Source organism: Apilactobacillus kunkeei DSM 12361 = ATCC 700308, from assembly GCF_001281265.1.
GTDB lineage: Bacteria > Bacillota > Bacilli > Lactobacillales > Lactobacillaceae > Apilactobacillus > Apilactobacillus kunkeei.
On sequence record NZ_JXDB01000016.1, the window covers coordinates 12,814 to 32,511 of the forward strand.

At 38.3% G+C, this 19,698-nt stretch carries 18 protein-coding genes and 2 other annotated features; of the genes, 1 reads left to right on the top strand and 17 read right to left on the bottom strand.

Annotation, left to right across the window (positions count from 1 at the left end):
- Nucleotides 1-29: 29 nt before the first annotated feature.
- The 9 genes from RZ79_RS06955 to RZ79_RS06995 all read right to left on the bottom strand — a co-directional run bounded on the left by RZ79_RS06955 (nt 30) and on the right by RZ79_RS06995 (nt 10,469).
- Nucleotides 30-386, bottom strand: a complete 357-nt coding sequence (locus tag RZ79_RS06955; RefSeq protein ID WP_053795977.1) for a YisL family protein — start codon at nt 384-386, stop codon at nt 30-32.
- A gap of 18 nt (nt 387-404) precedes the next feature.
- Nucleotides 405-587, bottom strand: a complete 183-nt coding sequence (locus tag RZ79_RS06960) for a DUF6440 family protein (RefSeq protein WP_034530593.1) — start codon at nt 585-587, stop codon at nt 405-407.
- A 120-nt stretch (nt 588-707) separates the two neighbouring features.
- Nucleotides 708-1,442, bottom strand: coding sequence for an amino acid ABC transporter ATP-binding protein (locus tag RZ79_RS06965; protein ID WP_054450937.1), 735 nt, complete (start codon nt 1,440-1,442; stop codon nt 708-710).
- A complete protein-coding gene (locus RZ79_RS06970) occupies nt 1,426-2,916 on the bottom strand; it encodes an ABC transporter substrate-binding protein/permease (RefSeq protein WP_225424581.1) in 1,491 nt (496 codons plus the stop codon). The genes RZ79_RS06965 and RZ79_RS06970 overlap by 17 nt, the downstream gene beginning before the upstream one ends.
- Complete coding sequence (gene argH, locus RZ79_RS06975; protein ID WP_054450960.1) at nt 2,906-4,306, bottom strand: argininosuccinate lyase; 1,401 nt, start codon at nt 4,304-4,306, stop codon at nt 2,906-2,908. The genes RZ79_RS06970 and argH overlap by 11 nt, the downstream gene beginning before the upstream one ends.
- Nucleotides 4,296-5,597, bottom strand: coding sequence for an argininosuccinate synthase (locus RZ79_RS06980; RefSeq protein ID WP_054450939.1), 1,302 nt, complete (start codon nt 5,595-5,597; stop codon nt 4,296-4,298). Before RZ79_RS06980 ends, argH begins: the two co-directional genes overlap by 11 nt.
- Before the next feature lie 303 nt (nt 5,598-5,900).
- Nucleotides 5,901-6,129: a binding site (T-box leader), on the bottom strand.
- A 48-nt stretch (nt 6,130-6,177) separates the two neighbouring features.
- Nucleotides 6,178-6,400, bottom strand: a binding site (T-box leader).
- 51 nt (nt 6,401-6,451) lie between these two features.
- On the bottom strand, nt 6,452-7,777 hold the full coding sequence (locus RZ79_RS06985) for a C1 family peptidase (RefSeq protein ID WP_054450942.1): 1,326 nt from the start codon (nt 7,775-7,777) through the stop codon (nt 6,452-6,454).
- A gap of 14 nt (nt 7,778-7,791) precedes the next feature.
- A complete protein-coding gene (locus RZ79_RS06990) occupies nt 7,792-9,108 on the bottom strand; it encodes a C1 family peptidase (RefSeq protein ID WP_054450943.1) in 1,317 nt (438 codons plus the stop codon).
- A gap of 23 nt (nt 9,109-9,131) precedes the next feature.
- Nucleotides 9,132-10,469 (bottom strand): aspartate aminotransferase family protein, encoded by a 1,338-nt coding sequence (locus tag RZ79_RS06995; protein ID WP_054450945.1) that lies wholly within the window; start codon nt 10,467-10,469, stop codon nt 9,132-9,134.
- 225 nt (nt 10,470-10,694) lie between these two features.
- On the opposite strand from RZ79_RS06995, the gene RZ79_RS07000 reads away from it, so the two are divergent.
- Nucleotides 10,695-11,411, top strand: a complete 717-nt coding sequence (locus RZ79_RS07000) for a hypothetical protein (RefSeq protein WP_054450947.1) — start codon at nt 10,695-10,697, stop codon at nt 11,409-11,411.
- A gap of 24 nt (nt 11,412-11,435) precedes the next feature.
- On the opposite strand, the gene lepB (RZ79_RS07005) is transcribed toward RZ79_RS07000, so the two are convergent.
- The 8 genes from lepB (RZ79_RS07005) to rpmH all read right to left on the bottom strand — a co-directional run bounded on the left by lepB (RZ79_RS07005) (nt 11,436) and on the right by rpmH (nt 19,211).
- Complete coding sequence (lepB, locus tag RZ79_RS07005) at nt 11,436-12,071, bottom strand: signal peptidase I (RefSeq protein WP_054450950.1); 636 nt, start codon at nt 12,069-12,071, stop codon at nt 11,436-11,438.
- Between the two features lie 15 nt (nt 12,072-12,086).
- Complete coding sequence (gene lepB / locus RZ79_RS07010) at nt 12,087-12,725, bottom strand: signal peptidase I (RefSeq protein ID WP_053795985.1); 639 nt, start codon at nt 12,723-12,725, stop codon at nt 12,087-12,089.
- A gap of 720 nt (nt 12,726-13,445) precedes the next feature.
- A complete protein-coding gene (gene mnmG, locus RZ79_RS07015) occupies nt 13,446-15,374 on the bottom strand; it encodes a tRNA uridine-5-carboxymethylaminomethyl(34) synthesis enzyme MnmG (RefSeq protein WP_053795986.1) in 1,929 nt (642 codons plus the stop codon).
- 41 nt (nt 15,375-15,415) lie between these two features.
- A complete protein-coding gene (mnmE, locus tag RZ79_RS07020; protein WP_054450953.1) occupies nt 15,416-16,807 on the bottom strand; it encodes a tRNA uridine-5-carboxymethylaminomethyl(34) synthesis GTPase MnmE in 1,392 nt (463 codons plus the stop codon).
- Between the two features lie 178 nt (nt 16,808-16,985).
- The gene (jag, locus tag RZ79_RS07025) at nt 16,986-17,714 is read right to left on the bottom strand and encodes an RNA-binding cell elongation regulator Jag/EloR (protein ID WP_054450955.1); all 729 of its coding nucleotides are present in this window, start codon (nt 17,712-17,714) and stop codon (nt 16,986-16,988) included.
- Nucleotides 17,715-17,820: 106 nt separating this feature from the next.
- Nucleotides 17,821-18,654, bottom strand: coding sequence for a membrane protein insertase YidC (gene yidC / locus RZ79_RS07030; RefSeq protein WP_054450956.1), 834 nt, complete (start codon nt 18,652-18,654; stop codon nt 17,821-17,823).
- Nucleotides 18,654-19,016 carry a ribonuclease P protein component gene (gene rnpA / locus RZ79_RS07035; protein ID WP_054450958.1) on the bottom strand — a complete coding sequence of 121 codons (363 nt, stop codon included), beginning with the start codon at nt 19,014-19,016 and terminating at the stop codon, nt 18,654-18,656. The genes yidC and rnpA overlap by 1 nt, the downstream gene beginning before the upstream one ends.
- A gap of 60 nt (nt 19,017-19,076) precedes the next feature.
- A complete protein-coding gene (gene rpmH, locus RZ79_RS07040; RefSeq protein ID WP_034530627.1) occupies nt 19,077-19,211 on the bottom strand; it encodes a 50S ribosomal protein L34 in 135 nt (44 codons plus the stop codon).
- Nucleotides 19,212-19,698 lie beyond the last annotated feature (487 nt).

A 19,698-nucleotide genomic window follows, 5' to 3' on the forward strand; every position in this document is an offset into this window, starting at 1 on the left:
TAGATACGCAGATTCTGCGATAATAATATTTAAATAAAATGAATGAAAGGACGACCGCCAGCGACGATTAATCCAATCACAATCACTAGTGCGAATACTAGGATTAGGCTCATCACCAATCCAACAGTTAACGACTTTTTAGTCTTTTGGGCATAGGCCATTTCAATCAAGCCAATTAAGAAGATGGCTGATAAAACCTTCAAAATCGTGAACATGGCATCGCGTTCAAAGGCTTTGCTAAATAGTACAATTCCCGTCACGATGAAGACTAGATAAGACACTCTAGTGGCCATCATGTAAGGCTTAAAGTTATTCTTTTTGCATAGCGCGGTAATAACTAAAACGATTAGTAATACCGCAAAAATTAAATGAATCCATAAAAACATGGTTTCATATTCCCCCATTTATTTTTCTTTGTGTTCGTAATCTTGATCAATTTCAGATTCATCAACAAACAAAGTTCCGTCAGGGTTACGTAGTGGAGTTAATGTACTTCCGTATCCACCGTATTCGACACCGGTTCTTTGATCGATGTAAATGGATACTCCTGTAAATGATTCTTCTACTAGTTTAAAACGTTTAGACAATTGATTTCCTCCTCGGATTAATTCAAAATGTGTCATGTTTAGGTTTATTGTACAAAATAAAATGAGAATAATCAAAAAGACCAACATAAATGTTGGTCTTTTTACGTATCTATAAACAGATTAAATCATTTTACTTAAAAAACGTTGGGCGTTAGGGGTTTTTGGATTTTCGAAAAAGTCTTTAGGTGCTTGTTTTTCTTGAATCTTTCCTTCATCCATAAACCAAATTTCATCTGAAACATTCTTAGCGAATTCCATTTCATGGGTAACAATAATCATTGTCATGTCTTTCTTAGCTAAATCTTGCATAACACTAAGTACTTCACCAACTTTTTCAGGATCTAGTGCTGAAGTTGGTTCGTCAAATAGAATTACCTCAGGATCCATGGCTAGCGCACGGACGATTGCGATACGTTGAGCTTGCCCACCTGATAGGCTGTCTGGGTATACGTTTGCCTTATCATCTAGACCAACTGTTTTAAGCAGTTCATGTGCTTTTTCTTCCGCACCTTCCTTGCTCATCCCCTTAACCTTAATGGGTGCTAGTGTGATGTTATCGATAACTGTCTTGTTTTCAAACAAGTTAAAGCTTTGGAACACCATTCCGATGTGGGTTCTTAATTGAATTAGTTCCTTTTCAGAGCTGCTTACTAGGTCTTTTCCATCCAATAGAATCTTTCCAGAAGTTGGTTCACCCAGCATGTTAATGCAACGAAGGAAAGTACTCTTACCGGCACCAGAAGGACCTAAAAGTGAGATTACTTCACCCTTGTGGACTTCAGCGTTGATGTCAGAAAAGATGGTATTATTTTTGAATTTTTTGGTTAATTTTTCAATTTTAATCATTGGTTCCATGGCTAATCTTCCCTTCTAAGTGTTTCATGATTCTAGAAATTGTAAATGTGATTACGAAGTAAATGACCATAATGACAGCGATTGGTGCGACACCTAGATAAGTATCAGCTTGAACAGCTCTCATTTGATACATTAGTTCTCCAACCCCAATTACGGATGCTAGTGAACTATCCTTGATCAAGGTTACTAATTCGTTACCAAGTGCAGGCCAGATGTTCTTGAAGGCTTGTGGTAACACAATGTATTGCATCGATTGTTTCTTGGATAGGCCAAGTGATAATGCGGCTTCGCTTTGACCATCAGAGATAGAATTAATTCCCCCTCTAATGATTTCGGCGACGTAGGCTCCAGAATTAATGGAAATAGCGATAATTCCTGAAGTTAAGGCTGGAACGTTAACGATGGTACCTAGACCAAAGTAGATAAACATAATTTGTACTAATTGAGGTGTTCCACGAATGAATTCGATGTAGCAAACGGAGATTGAGTGTAGTAGCCAGTTGTGACTTAATCTCATTAGCGCAAAGATAATTCCTAAGATGATACCGAAGAATACTGATACCACTGAAATGATCATTGTGTATTCGATACCTGAGATAAAGAAGTTCTTGTATTGCCACATTGTTTCAAATTGTGATTGTGACTTGTTGTTAGTGATGTGTTTTGCAGCTGCTGGAACAAATTTCTTGGTGTATAGGTTATCTTTGTTAACCTTATCAATTGTCTTGTTAGCAGCGTTTTCTAGACTAGTAGCACCCTTGAAGAAGGCAATCTTGTTTGAGCTTTCTTGACCAGGCATCTTAGCGTCAATAATCTTTAGTCCTGGGTTGTGGGCTGCGTATGCTTGCGCTACAGCAGTATCTAGCGGAATGGCTGCGATTTTTCCTGACTTCAAAGCAAGAATTAAATCGTTGATGTTTTCCATTCCCTTTAGGTTAATGTTCTTGATACCCTTCTTCACAGCGTCATATTGTACTGATCCAATTTGAGCACCGATGGTCTTTCCTTGTAAGTCCTTGTATGACTTAATTTTCTTGTCATCGGAAGTGTTTAATACCAAACTCAATCCAGATGAGTAGTAAGTCTTACTGAAGTCGACACTCTTGGCTCTTTCAGGAGTTTCGTTCATCCCTGCAATAACCATATCAACCTTTTTGGTTTGAAGCGCAACTAGTAGTGAGTCAAATCCCATTGATTTAACCTTTAGTTTTACTCCTAAGTCTTTGGCGATGGCCTTACCTAATTCGATATCGGCACCGTAGACCTTTGAACCACCGTTATCTTTTCCAATAAATTCGTATGGAGGATAATCTGGGGCGGTTCCCATTACGATGTATCCTTTTTGCTTAATTTGTTGTAGTGAGTTATCGGAAGCTGATGCTTGAACACTTGGAACAGTGAATGCTGTCACGAATAGTGTTGCAATCATTAGCAACATGGTAATTAACACGGAATGTTTCATTTTATTCTTCATGATTCATTTCTCCCTTTAGTTTTTCTTTCGCTTTTTCAATCTGTTTATGGACTTCATTAAAACCGGTTGACCCATAACTCTTTCTTCTTTGAATTGCGACGTGTGGTTTCAAATCTTCATAGATGTCTTCTTCAAACAAGTCTGAATAGTTATGTAGTTGTTCTAATGATAAATCCTGTAAGTAACAATTTTCGTTTATGCATTTAGCGACTAATTCACCGGCGATACGATGAGATTGTCTAAATGGTAATCCTTTGGCTGATAGGTAATCAGCTAATTCAGTTGCGTTGGAAAAATCCTTTTCAACCGCTTGTAGCATCAGGTCTTTATTGACCTGCATTGTCGCAATCATTTCGGTCATTAATTGTAGGATTGGTTCGATGTTTTCGACTGTGTCAAACACCCCAGCCTTATCTTCTTGTAGATCCTTATTATATGCCAGTGGCAATGATTTCATTGTTGCTAATAAGGCGTTTAGGTGACCGTATACTACGCCAGTTTTACCCCTAATTAGTTCACACATATCAGGGTTCTTCTTTTGTGGCATGATTGAGCTTCCAGTACTGAATGCATCCGATAGTTCGACGTATTTGAATTCGTAGCTAGACCATAAGCAAATTTCTTCGCATAGTCTTGATAAGTGCATCATTAGAATAGAAGCATTGCTTAGAAATTCAATGGCGAAGTCCCTATCTGAGACTGCATCAATAGAATTATTGTAAGGTGAATCTAAGCCTAATTCGTTGGCGGTGAAGTGAGGATCGATTGGAAACGTGGTTCCAGCTAAGGCAGCTGCACCAATTGGTGACATGTTGGTGTGCTTTTGGTTGAATTCGAACCTGTCGTAGTCACGGTCTAACATTTCGTAGTAGGCCATTAGGTAATGGGCAAATGAAATTGGTTGAGCGTGTTGTAAATGGGTATATCCTGGCATGATGGTTTCTAAATTTTCATCGGCTAGGTTAACCAATTCACTTTGAAAACTCCTAATTAGTGCCATGATTTGTGGTAGACGTTTCTTTAGGTATAAATGAAAATCTAGTGCCACTTGATCGTTTCTTGAACGTGCTGTGTGAAGCTTTCCAGCGACCGATCCGATTTTTTCGGTTAGCACTGTTTCGACATTCATATGAATGTCTTCGTTTTGGTAACTAAAATGAAGTTTTCCTTCATCGAACTCTTCTTTAATCTCTTTTAAACCATTCACGATTTGGTCTTTTTCGGTTTCTGTGATGATACCAACGTGGCTTAACATGGTAGCGTGAGCAATTGATCCCTCAATATCTTCGTTTGCCATCTTGATATCAACATTGATTGAGGCGCCGAGCCGCAAGAATAAATCGTTGGCGTCGCCGTTAAAACGACCGCCCCATAGTTTCTCACTCATCAGATTCACCTTCTAACTTGTTTTCAACTAGCACCTTTTCCTTTGTTTGTGTCTTCATAACGTCTTTCATGAAGTTCTTTTGTAAGTTCTTTTGTTTTACTTGTGATGCTACTTGAGTAGGTAGTCCCCATAGTTTGATGAAACCAACTGAAGCATTTTGATCGAATGAATCGGCAGAGGTGTAAGTAGCTAAGTCTTCGTCGTATAGTGATTCTTCTGACTTAGAAGCGACTACGTAAACGTTACCCTTGAACAACTTCACTTTAACTGTTCCACTAACTGTATCTTGTGATGATTGGATAAATGCCTTTAGTGACTTCATCAATGGTGAGAACCATAAACCGTTGTAAGTGAGATTAGCGATTTGTTGTTCAATCATTGGCTTGAAGTGAGCTAAATCTCTTTCCATAGTTAGATTTTCCATTGCCTTGTGGGCTTTTAGTAATACGGTAGCACCAGGCGCTTCGTATACTTCTCTGGATTTGATTCCTACTAAACGGTTTTCAATGTGATCGATACGACCGACACCGTGTTCGCCGGCTGCGATATTAACCTTTTGGATAACATCAACGAAGCTCATTTCAACGCCGTTAACTGCGACTGGCTTACCTTGTTTAAAGGTGATGTCCATGAATTCTGGTTGGTCAGGAGTTTCTTCAATTGGTTTAGTAATATCGAAGGCGTCTTCTGGAGCTTGGTTCCATGGATTTTCTAGGACACCACATTCATTGGCACGTCCCCAGATATTTGCGTCGATTGAGTATGGAGAATCTAAATCAATTGGAATATCGATGTTATGTTTCTTAGCAAATTCGATTTCTTCTTCTCTGTTCCAGTGCCATTGACGAACTGGAGTAACCACTGTCAGTTTTGGATCTAGAGAATGGATAGCGACATCGAAACGAACTTGGTCGTTTCCTTTACCAGTACATCCATGACAAATATATTCAGCACCTTCTTTATGAGCAATTTCAACTAATTTTTGACTCATTAAAGGACGAGATAGGGCTGAGCTCAATGGATATTCGCCTTCATACATAGCATTAGCATCCAATGCAGTTAATAGGAAATCTTCAGCGAATTCGTCTAATGCATCAACAACATATGACTTAACGGCACCTACTTTTAACGCCTTTTCTTTAATTTGATTTAAATCTTTATGTTCACCGTAGTCCTCTCCAACATTAATGCAGCAGGCAATTACGTCAAAACCTTGTTCGATTAACCATGCAATTGAAACTGATGTATCTAATCCTCCGGAATATGCTAAAACGATTTTCTTTGATTGTTTCATGTGAAACATCCTCCTTTTTTGTATATAAACAATGAAATTTTTATTTCAACAGAGGACGATGTAACCGCGGTACCACCTCACTTCCTAACATCCTCGCGAATGCTAGCTCATAAAGTCAATGACTTCCGCGTTAACGCCGCCAACGTTTGCTTCTACTCATTTCGAAGCTCATTCATAAGTACGATTAATCAAATGTCATTATTAACTCTCATCAACGTTATTTTCTCTGTAAATGATTGGTTTGATTAAATTCTTGATCATCATGCAAATATTTATATAAAAAAAGTCCCCTAGGAATAAATCCTAGAGGACGACTAATCGTGGTTCCACCTCAGTTTCTGATGCTCTCACAAACATCAGCTCATAAAGTTTTTTCAAACTTTAACGATAACGCGTTAACGGTGAATTCTACTCATTTCGAATTCAAACTCATAGGTACGATTTAATTAATGTCATCCTTAGCTCTCACCCGGCTTTGCTAAGTTCTCTGTAAATAACTGAATTAATTAAAATTCCTAATCACTGTTTTTAAAATTAATATTTATTTTGGGTATAAAAAAATCCTCTTGGATAAGATATCCAAGAGGACGAATAAATCGCGGTGCCACCTCAATTCCTAGCATTCTCACGAATACTAGCTCGAGAAGTTATAATAACTTCAGCGTTAACGCCGCCAACGATTTTTTCTACTCATTTCGAAAAATGACTCTCAGGTACGATTCAATTACCGTGCTACCCACTCTCATAACCGTGGACTCCCTGTGAAACACTCAATAATTAAAATTCCTGTTCAACGTCTTATTTGATTGTCACTTATGTTAATACCTTCTTAGAAAAATTGCAACACTTTAATTTTATTCTAATGAATCCCAAGGTGCTAATTCTACCGGGGATTGGCTCAACAGTGCGATTTTATCATTAGATAAATATTTTTTATTTATTACGATTTCATATACATATTCGTTCATCCAACCATCATCCATGATGAAATATCCGTTAACACCATTCTTTGATCCCCATGAATTTTCCACTTTCCATTTAGTTGGTTTATCATCGACTAAATCGACACCGGTTAATGCAGTGGCGTGTGAAACGTTAGCTTCATGGTATTGTAGACGTTCTTTTTTGCTCATTGATAAATCAACGTCAAAAAGTTCGTCGTAATGGTATAGGTTTTCAGCTAGGAAGCCTTTTTTTCGGTCAGATTGACGCGCAATGTCGTTAGCGAACCAAACAGCTTGACCGTCCTTTAATTGTGCAATTGCGACATTTTTTAGGTCTTCCATTGGTAGGTTCAAGAATTCAATCTTTCTACCATCAACCACGTTTTCTTGGGCTGATAATCGATACATCTTGTCGTATTCCTTGTCAGGAGAGTTACTTAGGACAACGTAATCGTCTAAATCAGCATCCGATAGGTACTTTTCATAGAATGCCTTAGGGGTTAAATCACGATCAATGTGGTAGTTGTCGTTATCATCCCTATATTCAAAGTCAAAAGTTTTTGGAGGCACGCCAAGTGAGTACGCAGCAATCTTGTAAACTTCGGCCAGCATTTGTTCTCTAGCGTCATGGATGTCTTCCTCAGACACGCCGTCTTTTACCATGTTACGTAGCTTGAACGCATCGTTTCTTAGTTTGTAATTCAAAATTGCTTTCAAATCACCGGTACTTTCGGAAACGTTGGTTTCACTAAACGCAGTGGTTGGCACAACCCCGTATTTTTGAACTAATGCTACGGCCATTGCCCATTGACCACCGTCGGCACCTGGTCCCACTTCTAGGAAGTATTGAACGGTTCGGTCATCTAGTGGTTTGTCAGCAGTGTTTACGATGCGGTCGTAAAAGATGTTAGCACGTTCAATCTTATCCCAGAAGAATAGATAGTTTTGTGATAATTCGAAGTCTTTGACGTTGTACTTAGCGCCAAATTGGTGCTTTAAGGTGTTTAATAACGCAAACATCCAGCAACGACCGGATTGTTTTTGGTTGGACACCTTACCAGTCTTCACTTCAACAAAAAAGACGGGATTTAATTTTTCAGTGGCTGTCTCATCGTATGAAACATTGCCAATTCCATTTTGTGTTACGGTTCTTTCCAAAATCGCATTGGTAGGATTTTTTTCGTAGGCCGCACGTAATTCTTTTAGATCTTGTTCGGTAATTTTTGTTTCAGTCATTATCTACGTCCTCCTTATACCGCTGCCCAAGGGTCTAAATCGACTGGGGTTTGTGCTAGTAATTGTCTTTGTGAATCGGTTAGGTACTTCTTGTTGACGATCACTTCGAAGACGTTATTGTCCATCCAGTTATCGGCCATTACGAAGTAACCCTTTTCGCCGACCTTTTCACCCCATGAGTTTTCGACCTTCCACTTAGTTGGTTTGTCGTCGACAATGTCGACACCAGTAAGTGTCATCGCGTGGTTAGGAATGTTGTCGTAGTAATCCAAGCGTTGGGCCTTGTCCATGTTCATGTCGATATCAAACAATTCAGCACGGCGGTATAAATCGTCGTCTAAAAGACCGTTTTGGCGGTCTGATTGTTCGGTCACGGTGTTGGCAAACCAGACAGTTTCGCCATCCTTTAATTGCGCAATCGCCGCATCCTTTAACACGTCCATTGACATGTTTAAGAATTCAACTTGGCGACCACCAACGACGTTTTGACCGGCCTTGTTACGGAATAATTGTTCCATTTTACGGTTAGGATAATTACCTAAAACAACGTAATCATCTAAATCAATTTCGAAGTATTTATCGAAGAATTGTTTAGGTGTGATGTCTGCATCTACATGGTAGTTTTGCTTGTCATCACGGTATTCAAAGGTAAATGTTTCACGTGGAACACCACACGCGAAACCAGCGATTTTGTAAACTTCTTTTAGCATTTCCTTACGTTTTTCAGCAATCTCGGCATCACTATTTCCGGCATGAATCATGTCACGTAATACCATTGCGTCACGACGTAACTTACGGTTCAATACTTCCTTTAAATCAGATGTATCTTCGGTTACGTTGCTTTCAGGAAAGGCTGAAGTTGGCATTACACCGTACTTTTGAACTAGTGCAACGGCCATCCCCCATTCACCACCATCTGCACCCGGTGCAGCTAAGTAGCAGCGAAGTTCGCGATTATCGAAAGGCTTATCAGCAGTATCGATAATGCGATCGTAAAAGATGTTGGCACGTTCTACCTTATCCCAGAAAAATAGGTAGCTTTGTGATAGTTCAAAGTCTTTTACGTCGTAGCGTTTCGCAAAGTCGTGTTTTAAAACATTTAACAATGAGAATAGCCAGCAACGTCCTGAACGTTTTTGGTTTGATACCTTACCAGTATCGATTTCTACAGAGTATGTGTGGTTTAATTTGGCCACTACTCGATTGTCTTTGGCGGTATTGTTTATGCCGTTTTTCATAACGGAACGTTGTAATACCTTATTTTTTGGATCACTGTCATATTTTTCGCGCATTGCGTCAAAGTCGGCCTGCGTTAACTTAGTATGAGCCATTAATTACACCCCTAATTAGCTTATTAATCAGTACTCCAACCGATAGTCTTATCGAATTGAATACGACCGTTTGCTTCATCATCCATCGCTTGATCGATAACGTCAAAGGCCTTTTCTAGTTGTTCTTCGGTAATTACCAAAGGTGGTTGGAATCTAAGCACATTTCCCCTAACGGTAATCATGATTACCCCTAGTTCAAACATGCGATAGATTAGTTTTGTCGCTACTTTGACATCAGCTTTTCCGGTCTTTGAATCGACGATATCAATTCCACCGTCTAGTCCGTACATTCTAACGTCGCCGACAAAATCGTACTTCTCTTTCATTCTATCAAAGAATACTTTTGATTTAACACCTAAACGCTCACTACGTTCTAGTAGATGTTCGTCTTCGATGACGTCGATTGTGGCCATGGCAGCCGCTGTGGTAACAGGGTTTCCGGCGGTGGTAAATGCATTGGCAGGTGATTGCAAAGATTCCATAATTTCTTTCCTACCAATCACCGCACTAAGTGGCAATCCGGATGCTAACGATTTCCCAACGGTCATTAAATCTGGATAGATCTCGTCAAATTGTTGAATTGACCACCATTTACCGGTACGGCCCATCCCTTGATTGACCTCATCAATTGCAAATAGGATGCCATGTTCGTGGGCAAATTCGTATACTTTCTTTAGGTACTTTTCTGGTGCTTTAACGATTCCACCATCACCTTGAATTGGTTCAATCAAGATGACCGCAACTTCGTCAGCAGGTAAATATGTATCAAATGGTAGCTTAAATTCCTCAAACATGCGATCTACGAACTCATCTTCTGTTTCATATGATTCGCGGTACCATGGACTTGGAAATGGCACTTTGTAGAATCCACTCATTAATGGTCCCATCTTACGATTCATGTTCAAACTAACGCCAGAAGCACTCATTGAACCGTATGTAGAACCGTGATATGCTCCAGTAAAACTAACAACGTCTTGGCGACCGGTATAGCCGCGAGCAAACTTGATTAGCGCGTCATTGGCGTCTGATCCAGAGTTTCCCCATGACAATTCAGCCGGACCATCGATTGGCGCTAAATCGGTCAATCGTTTGGCCAGTTGGGCTGCTGGTAAGTTGGCAAAGTACGCTGGAGTATATTGGATTAACTTTTGAGCCTGTTTGGTGATTGCATCAACCACATGCGGATGGCTATGACCAGTATTGGTTGAGGATGCGCTCGCTAATAAATCAATGTATTCGTTTCCTTCGACGTCCTTTAAAATCGCACCTTCACCCGATTCAATTACCATATCAAAGTACTTGATACGTGAAGCTGATGCGAAACTTTCGTCTTCGTCATGCAAAATTTCTTGATTTTTCATATTGAACACCTCATTCCATATATTTATTAGAAAACGATTAATTTCTAATCGTTTTCTAATTTAATTGTCATTAATTATAGCTGACTGATTAAAGTTGTCAACATGTGGATAAGTGAACTAAAGGTTACATTTAAGTTAAATTGGCCGATTTAGCTTGATATTTATGTATTTACTGGTAAATTATTATATATATGAGAATTTTTTACATTCCCAGGAGGAAACGATATGAAAAAGAGAGTCGCCGCTGCATTTGCAGCTGTCGGTGCCGTATTTTTAATCGGTACTGCCGTCCATGCATCCGCTAAACAAACATACACTAACCGAAGCGAATTCGTTAACGTCTACAAATATGGAAAATTACGTCACGGTCGTCACACAATGATGAGATACCGTTACTTCAAGAGAATTGGTCACATGCACGTGGGTAACCGCGTTCGTTTCAACGGATCAAACTTCCTATTCTTACCAAAATTAGGTGGTTATGTTCCTGAATACCAATTAAAGCTTGTCAAACCCGTTAAAAAGGTTAAAAAAGCTAAGCAAGTTCTTGTAAAACATAAGAAGACTACAAAGAAGAATAAAGCTAAAAAAGAAGTTAAGAACATGGTTATCACTGATACCAGCGCTTCAGGTTTCAGCCTAAGTACCCGTATGCTTGATGATTCAGCAGTTGCTCAACCAAAACAAAACGTTACTGCTACTAAACAACAAGCAAATCAGGATGTTGTAAAACCTAAACAAGAAATGGTTAAACCCGAGCAATCAAAACGTCCATTCAGCGATCACCACGATGATTTGAATCAATCACGTGATGACGATCAAAAGGTAACTCAAAACAATACCACAGATGGTTCAGGTGCTGCTCTAAACAACAGCGCAGCTGCTACTACCACTTCATCAGTAAGTGACGGTACAACTAGTACCGCATCAAAGAATAAATAAATAACCAACAAAAAAGCGTTGAATTTAATTCAACGCTTTTTTATTTTGTAAATCATTAATGTTGTAACGCTGTGTGGCATTTCCGGACCATGGGAATGAATACACAACTCCTAATACTTTTCTTTGTTCAACAAATCCCCAATAACGGCTGTCATTTGAGATTGATCGATTATCACCTAAAACAAAGTACATCCCTTTAGGGACAATCTTTTCATCTTGGTCATCTACCCATTTTTCTCTGGATAACTTGGTAATATCCCAGTTCTTAATGACATCATTTTGAAATTTGTAGCGTGTTCCCACGCCCACCTGTTGCTTACTAATATAGTTTTGCTTGTAGAGCTTGTTATTGATGTATAGCTTCCCGTTTTTATAAACGATTTTATCGCCAGGCATCCCAACTACACGCTTTACGTAGTATGTAGTGGCGAATTTGGTAGGATCCTCGCCGAACGCGTCAAACACAATCACGCTATTGCGTTTAATTTCTGCTTGTTTCATCACCAAGACTCGTTGTCCCGTATGTAAGTTGGGGTCCATCGAATGGCCATCAACCTTAACTACGGTCGCAAAACTCTTGATAGCAAACCAGGCCAGTACCAAGAATAACAGGTAGATAACCCATGATAATAAACTCTTTTGTTTTGCAGTTAATTTCATGGATTAAATTCCCCTCTACTTAGCTAGATCATTAACATTATAACGGTGCTTAGCAGTACCTGACCATGGGAATAACTTGGCTACTCCCAATACCTTAGATTTCTTTACGAATCCCCAGTAACGACTATCGTTTGAAATGCTTCTGTTATCACCTAATACAAAGTATTCACCCTTTGGTACTACCTTTGAATTTTGGTTGTATACCCATTTTGTGCTGGATAAACTTGAGATACTCCAGTTCTTAATTTGATTGTTAGTATCAAAGTATCTAGTACCAACATTTAGTTCCTTTTTACTAATAAAACTTTGGTCAGCGACCTTATTATTAACGTATAATTTCCCATCTTTATATGAAACAGTATCACCTGGCAAACCAATAACACGCTTTACATAATAGTCCTTAGCAGTGGCATTAGGATCTTCTCCATGCGCGTCAAAAATGATGACACTATTACGTTTAATATCAGCTTGCTTTAATACCAACATCTTTTCTCCGTTGTATAGGTTTGGATCCATCGAATGGCCATCAACGGTTGCCATCGTAAAGAAGTGGGCAATTGTTAAGTAAATACCTCCTAGTACAACTAAGTAAATTAGCCAACTAAGGCATTCTCTTAAAAAATTATTTTTTTTCTTTTTGGTAGAATTTTCCATTTTTTGTTACTCCTAACTTTGATAATCCCATTGTATCATTATTTCATAAATTGTTTTAAATAATTTCCTTGTGATAAATTATGCTTATAAGTATAATTTAATTGTTAATATTTAATTAAATGATAAAAAGGAATGACTAAACATTAATAAAATCGGAAATCTCAACATACATAAGAATATCCTTGGGGCCTTCTTCGTATGGTTTTTACTATCAGTCCTATGGGGAATATTCAACATTGATAAGGAAGCAATGTCCTTACATGTGATTTTAAAAGCAAACTTTGTAACCGCAATCCCACAAATGCTAATTTTCATAGAAGTTGCAATATTGTATGCAATCATTTCTATGCTAAGGACCAGAATCTTCTTAGCATTTTTATCCATTTATACCGTCTATATCGACGCTTTAAACTTGTCTACTGTAATTGTATACATAATTAATGGAAACTACTTCTACGCCATTTTTTGGGCGATTATGTGGATTCTACTGACAATATCAATGATTTGCTTCACAGTATCAGCAAATCATTCGATTTTAAAACATAGATCAGTTAAAATTCAGCGTCAAAAATCATCAGAATACTTTAAATATCAATTCACACTACTTAAAAATGCCTTGATTCCAGGAATCGTTTCATCATTCCTATATACCATTTTAAATAGCTGCATTCGATAATAAAGAAGCCGTCTAAACATTGTTTAGACGGCTTTTTGTTTTACCTATTTTTTAATTTTAGCAATTTTACCTTGTTGAATGTAAACACCTAAAATAGCAACATCTGAAGGGTTAACCCCTGAAATTCTAGAAGCTTGAGCCACAGTACGTGGTCTAATCTTTTCTAGTTTTTGACGAGCTTCGGTAGCTAAACTGTCGATTGCATCATAATCGATATCATCTGGAATTTTCTTAGCTTCCATTTTCTTCATACGAGCAACATTTTCTTCGGCCTTCTTGATGTATCCGGCGTACTTAGTTCTGATTTCAACTTGTTCTACCACACGACGACCTAATGGCTTTTCAGCTGGTTCGATGAACTTCAACAATGTGTTATAAGTTACATATGGACGACGTAAGAATACAGATGCCAAGATACCATCCTTAAGTGGCTTATCGCCATGAGCTTCAACGAATTCGTTTACTTCATCACTTGGTTTGATACGAGTGTGATCTAAGCGGTCTAATTCGTTAATAACGGCCTCTTTCTTTTCTAAGAACTTGTTATATCTTTCATCAGAAATTAGACCTAATTCATGACCCTTTTCAGTTAGACGGAAATCAGCATTGTCGTTTCTAAGAAGTAAACGGTATTCAGCACGACTAGTTAGTAAACGGTATGGTTCGTTAGTTCCCTTAGTTACTAAGTCATCCACTAGCACACCAATGTATGCTTCGTTACGTTTTAGAACCATTGGTTCCTTACCTTGAGCGCGTAGTGCGGCATTGATTCCGGCATATAGACCTTGTCCAGCGGCTTCTTCGTATCCTGAAGTACCGTTAGTTTGACCGGCAGTGTATAGGTTCTTAACAATCTTAGTTTCAAATGTTGGTTTTAATTGATATGGTGCTACGACATCATATTCGATGGCGTAACCAGGTCTCATCATTTCAGCGTGTTCTAGTCCAGCAACACTGTGTAACATCTTTTGTTGTACTTCTTCTGGAAGAGAAGTTGAAAGACTATCACAGTAGTATTCGTTTGTTTCACGACCTTCAGGTTCCAAGAAAACTTGGTGTCTGTTCTTGTCAGCAAAACGAACAATCTTATCTTCGATTGATGGACAGTAACGAGGTCCAACTCCTTCAATCACACCGGTAAACATAGGTGCACGGTCTAGGTTGTCACGAATGATTTGATGAGTGTGTTCATTGGTGTAAGTTAACCAACATGATAGTTGATCCTTAACTGGAATGTACTTGTCATCAGGAGTTTCAAAACTGAAGTGGTTAACTTCTTCATCCCCTGGTTGTTCTTCCGTCTTAGAGAAATCAATGGTACGACCGTTAACACGTGGAGGTGTACCGGTCTTGAAACGCTTCAATTCAAAACCTAATTCCTCTAGATTTTCTGATAGCTTCAATGCTGGTTGAGAATTGTTTGGACCTGAAGAATATCTTAGTTCACCAATGATAATTCTTCCACGAGCTGCTGTTCCGGCACAAATAACCGTTGTTTTGGAGTAGTACTTAGCACCTGTGAAAGTCACGATCCCCTTGCAGACACCATCTTCAACGATTAATGAATCAACAATTCCTTGTTTTAAATCCAAATTAGGTTGATTTTCGATAGTTTCTTTCATTGCACGGTGGTAAGCATGTTTGTCAGCTTGCGCACGTAATGCACGAACGGCAGGCCCTTTACCAGTGTTTAGCATTCTCATTTGCACGTAAGTCTTATCGATATTTCTACCCATTTCCCCACCTAGTGCATCGATTTCTCTTACAACGGTTCCTTTGGCTGGTCCACCAAGTGATGGATTACATGGCATGAATGCAACCATGTCCAAATTAATTGTTATTAACATTGTTTTGTTTCCCATTCTGGCTGAAGCAAGCGCAGCTTCACTACCAGCATGACCGGCACCAACGACGATAACGTCGTATTCACCGGCATCGTATTGGATATTTTCTTCGCTTACGATTTGGCTCATTTGTTTTCCTCCATTAAAAATGTTTCACATGAAACAATTGACTATTTTCCTAGACAGAATTGGCTGAATAGTTGATCTAATAGCTCACCGTTGTAGCTATCACCGGTAATTTCACCAAGTGATTCCCAACATGCGTGCATGTCCATTTGAACTAAATCAACCGGTAGACCTTCATCCAATCCGTTAATTACGCTGTTTAATGATTCTTTTGCATTGTGTAACAAACTAACGTGTCTGGCGTTTGTAACCATAACGTCGTTTTGTGAGCTTTGAATTCCTTGGGTAAAGAATAGCTTAGCAATCATTTCCTCAAGTGGTTCCGTTCCATTGTCTTGAATGGCAGAAGTAGTGCTTACGTTTTCTGCACCGACTAAGTTCTTAACTTCATCAACATCGATTTGTTGAGGTAAGTCGGTCTTGTTTAAAATCACGATTCGTTTGGAATCGTTGGTTAATTCGATTAATTGACGATCTTCGTCAGAAATTTTTTCAGAGTAGTTCAATACCAATAGCACTAAATCTGAACTTGCAATGGCCTTTCTTGAACGTTCCACACCAATTTTTTCAACCTTATCTTCGGTTTCACGGATTCCGGCAGTATCAACTAATTTCAAAGGAACACCCTTAACGTTCACGTATTCTTCCAACACGTCACGTGTGGTTCCTGGAACATCTGTAACGATGGCCTTATCTTGGTGTAACAAGTGGTTTAAGATACTTGATTTACCAACATTTGGGCGACCAACGATAGAAGTAGCAAGTCCATCCCTTAGAACTTGTCCTTGCTTGGCAGTTTCTAGTAGTTTTTCAACCTTAGCTTTTAAATCAACCGCATTTTCCCTCAATAACTTAGAAGTCATTACTTCGGCATCGTCATATTCAGGGTAATCGATGTTAACTTCGACATTTGCTAAGACGTCCAAAATTTGTTGTCTAAGCGTTCTAATTAGTCTTGAAAGGTTTCCTTCAAGTTGGCTTTCAGCAGCCTTCATAGAGCGGGTAGTTTTGGCGTCAATAACATCCATGACCGCTTCTGATTGTGAAAGGTCAATTCGTCCATTCAAGAATGCACGTTTAGTAAATTCACCCGGTTCAGCAAGACGGGCGCCATAACTTAAAATCAATTGAAGAATAGTGTTAGTGGCCAAGATACCACCGTGACAGTTAACCTCAATCACGTCTTCACATGTGTAAGTCTTTGGTGCTCTCATTACTGATACCATTACTTCGTCAACGTCTTCGTTAGTGTCTGGATCAAAGACATGACCATAGTTAATGGTGTGTGAGGCAACCTTGTTTAAGTCCTTGCCTCGATAAATTTTACTAATCACCTTTAAAGCGTCATCCCCACTGATTCTAACGATGGAGATTCCCCCTTCACCAGGTGGTGTTGAAATCGCTGCGATTGTATCAAAATCTGTAGTCGTTGCCATGTTCCTCTTCCTTTCTTAATTATCAAAATCCGTTTTGTGGCCTAGCGCACAAAAAAAGTGCCCACTCCACGCCAAAAAAACTCAGCATGGATAAAGCACTTTGACTACTTCATCTATCTCTGATAAGAATGATACCTTATATAATAAAAACTTTATCCGGTTTTGTCAATTTATATGACTATCCTTGTGGTTCTACAACGACAGCACGGTAAGGTTCGCGACCTGATGAGAATGTGTTGACGTATAGACTGTTTTCTAGTTGGTTATGAATAACCTTTCTTTCGAAGGAAGGCATTGGATCTAGGTATACCGGTTGTCCTGTTGCGACAGCTTCTCTGGCTGTTTTTTCAGCTAATTTCTTCAAAATTTCAGTACGGCGGTGACGGTAATCGGCTGTATCTAGTTGAATTGATAAACGGCTGTATCCGATGTGATTCAAGTAGATTTGTGCCAAGTTTTGTAAAGCATTGATGGTTAGTCCATGTTTACCAATTAGTAGACCTTCTTGTTCAGTCTTGAAATTAATACGAGCGAACTTACGGTTAATAATCTTAGGTTGTAATTCGGCTGAAACGCCCAATTCTTCAACAATTGGCTTCAAATAAGCCACTAAATCTTCCATGGCTTGTTCATTTGAATGATAACGTTTCTTAGTTTCTGTTGTTTCTTCTGATTGGTTGTTAATCTTAATGTTTTTTGTTGGTGTTGCTGCGATTTCTTGAGTGTTTGATGCATTTTCATTGTTTTTAACGTCGATTTCGACGATTGCATCACGTTTTCCGATTCCAAAAAAGCCTTTACGGTTTGTTTGAACAATGTTGATTTCAGCATTGCTCTTATCAACGTTTAGTGACTTTAGTCCTTTCTCGATCGCTTCACTGACTGTTTTAGCAGTAAATGTTGACATGTTGGGACTCCTTTTAAAAATAAACTATGTTATTAATAATATCACAAAATAGCGGTTCAATGATACACAAAAAAAGCGTCTGATTATAAAATCAGACGCTTTTTTATTATTTACGACGAGATTTTTTAGCTTTGCGAATTGCTTTTTCAACATTACGCTTGTGTTGCTTTTCAGCACGAAGCTTTTCTTCTCGTTCTCTTTGAATCTTCCAAGGATTTTGAATAAACAATGTTTGTACAGCTTGGAAGGCATTTGTTACTACCCAATAAATTGAGATCGCAGCAGGAATATTTAATGCCATGAAGAAAATGATAACGGGCATTCCGAACATCATTCCTTTTGTCATCCCATTTTGCTCAGGTTGTGACTTCATTGCTAGCCATGAACTAATGAAAGTAAATACGGCGGCTAGAACCGGCATAATAAAGTATGGGTCTTTGTGTCCTAATTGTAACCATAGGAAATGACCTGACTTCAAAACATCTGTACGCCAGATAGCTTGGTATAAGGCCCACAAGATTGGCAATTGAACTAGTAGTGGTAAACAACCAGCAACAGGATTAACGCCTGCTTCAGCATAAAGCTTTTGTTGTTCTTCACGAAGTAACTTAACTGTTTCAGTATCCTTTGATGAATACTTCTTTTGAAGTTCCTTTAACTTAGGTTGTAGTTCTTGCGTCTTCTTCATACTCTTGGTTTGATAAATCATCAAAGGCAAGATAATGATACGAACAATGATGGTAAAAGCAACGATACCCATTCCGTAATTTGAACCAAAGAATTTAGCTAACCAAATGATGGCTCTTGAGAAATTAAGTACGATAACTCCATCCCATAGACCGGTACTGTGTGAAGTAATTGGTTTATTACTACATGCAGTCAAGAAAAATACCAATCCTAAAATTGAAGTAAGTGAAAGATACTTTTTAAATTTTTTCATTAGTCTTCTCCCTCAACATAATCAGAATAAAGCAAGTTTGCTAATTTTAAAACATGCACCATATTCTTCTTAACTTCTTCCATTGATAGTTGGTCGGCTCTTGGACGAGCAATAACCAAGAAATCAACGTCTTGTCTTAGATATGGCTTTAATTCAGTCAAACTTTGTCTAACTCGTCTTTTAACCCAGTTTCTGTGAACAGCATTCCCAATCTTCTTACCAACTGAGATACCAACTCTAAAATGGGGTTGATCAGGCTTTTCCATTTGATAAATGACAAAAGTCCGATTAGCAACTGAATTATGTTTTTCAAAAACATTTTGGAATTCTGCTTCTTTTTTGACGCGATATGACTTACGCATAATCCATCTCCATTAAATTTTGTTCAATATAATGAAAAAGACCACTGAATGGTCAGTGGTCTATACAGTCAATGACTTTCTACCTTTTTTACGACGGCGAGCTAAAACTTTACGACCGTTGCTAGTGCTCATACGACTACGGAAACCGTGAGTACGTGCGTGCTTACGTTTCTTTGGTTGGTAAGTTCTCTTCATTACTAACCCTCCCTTATATATTTTGTGTGTTTCTTTTCTATGTCAAATACATTTCCTAAACATAATACCATAAAAAAATTAATGATGAAACATAAAAATCAAATTCTTTCCCTAAAGGGATCCATTTTTTATCCACATTTCAATTTGTTTCATACACATTTTTTTATTTTTCCTGTTGATTAAAATTTTGCAATTAACAGTCTTTTCCACAAGTTTTCCACAAGTAAACAACCTGTTATTAGAATTATTCACAAGTTGTGCATAACTTTTTGTTTTTATTGATATATCAGTTATACTTACCTGTGGATTATTAACATTTTTCTGTGGAAAACTAAAAAATGAGATGATTTTAATCAAGTTATCAACAGGTTGTGGAAAATAAAATTAACAGGGTGTGAAACAATTATACACAAGTAAATGTGCTTGTGGAAAACTTTTTTTTTTAATGGTAAAATTACTAAAGATTTTTAACGGGAGGAAATGATTC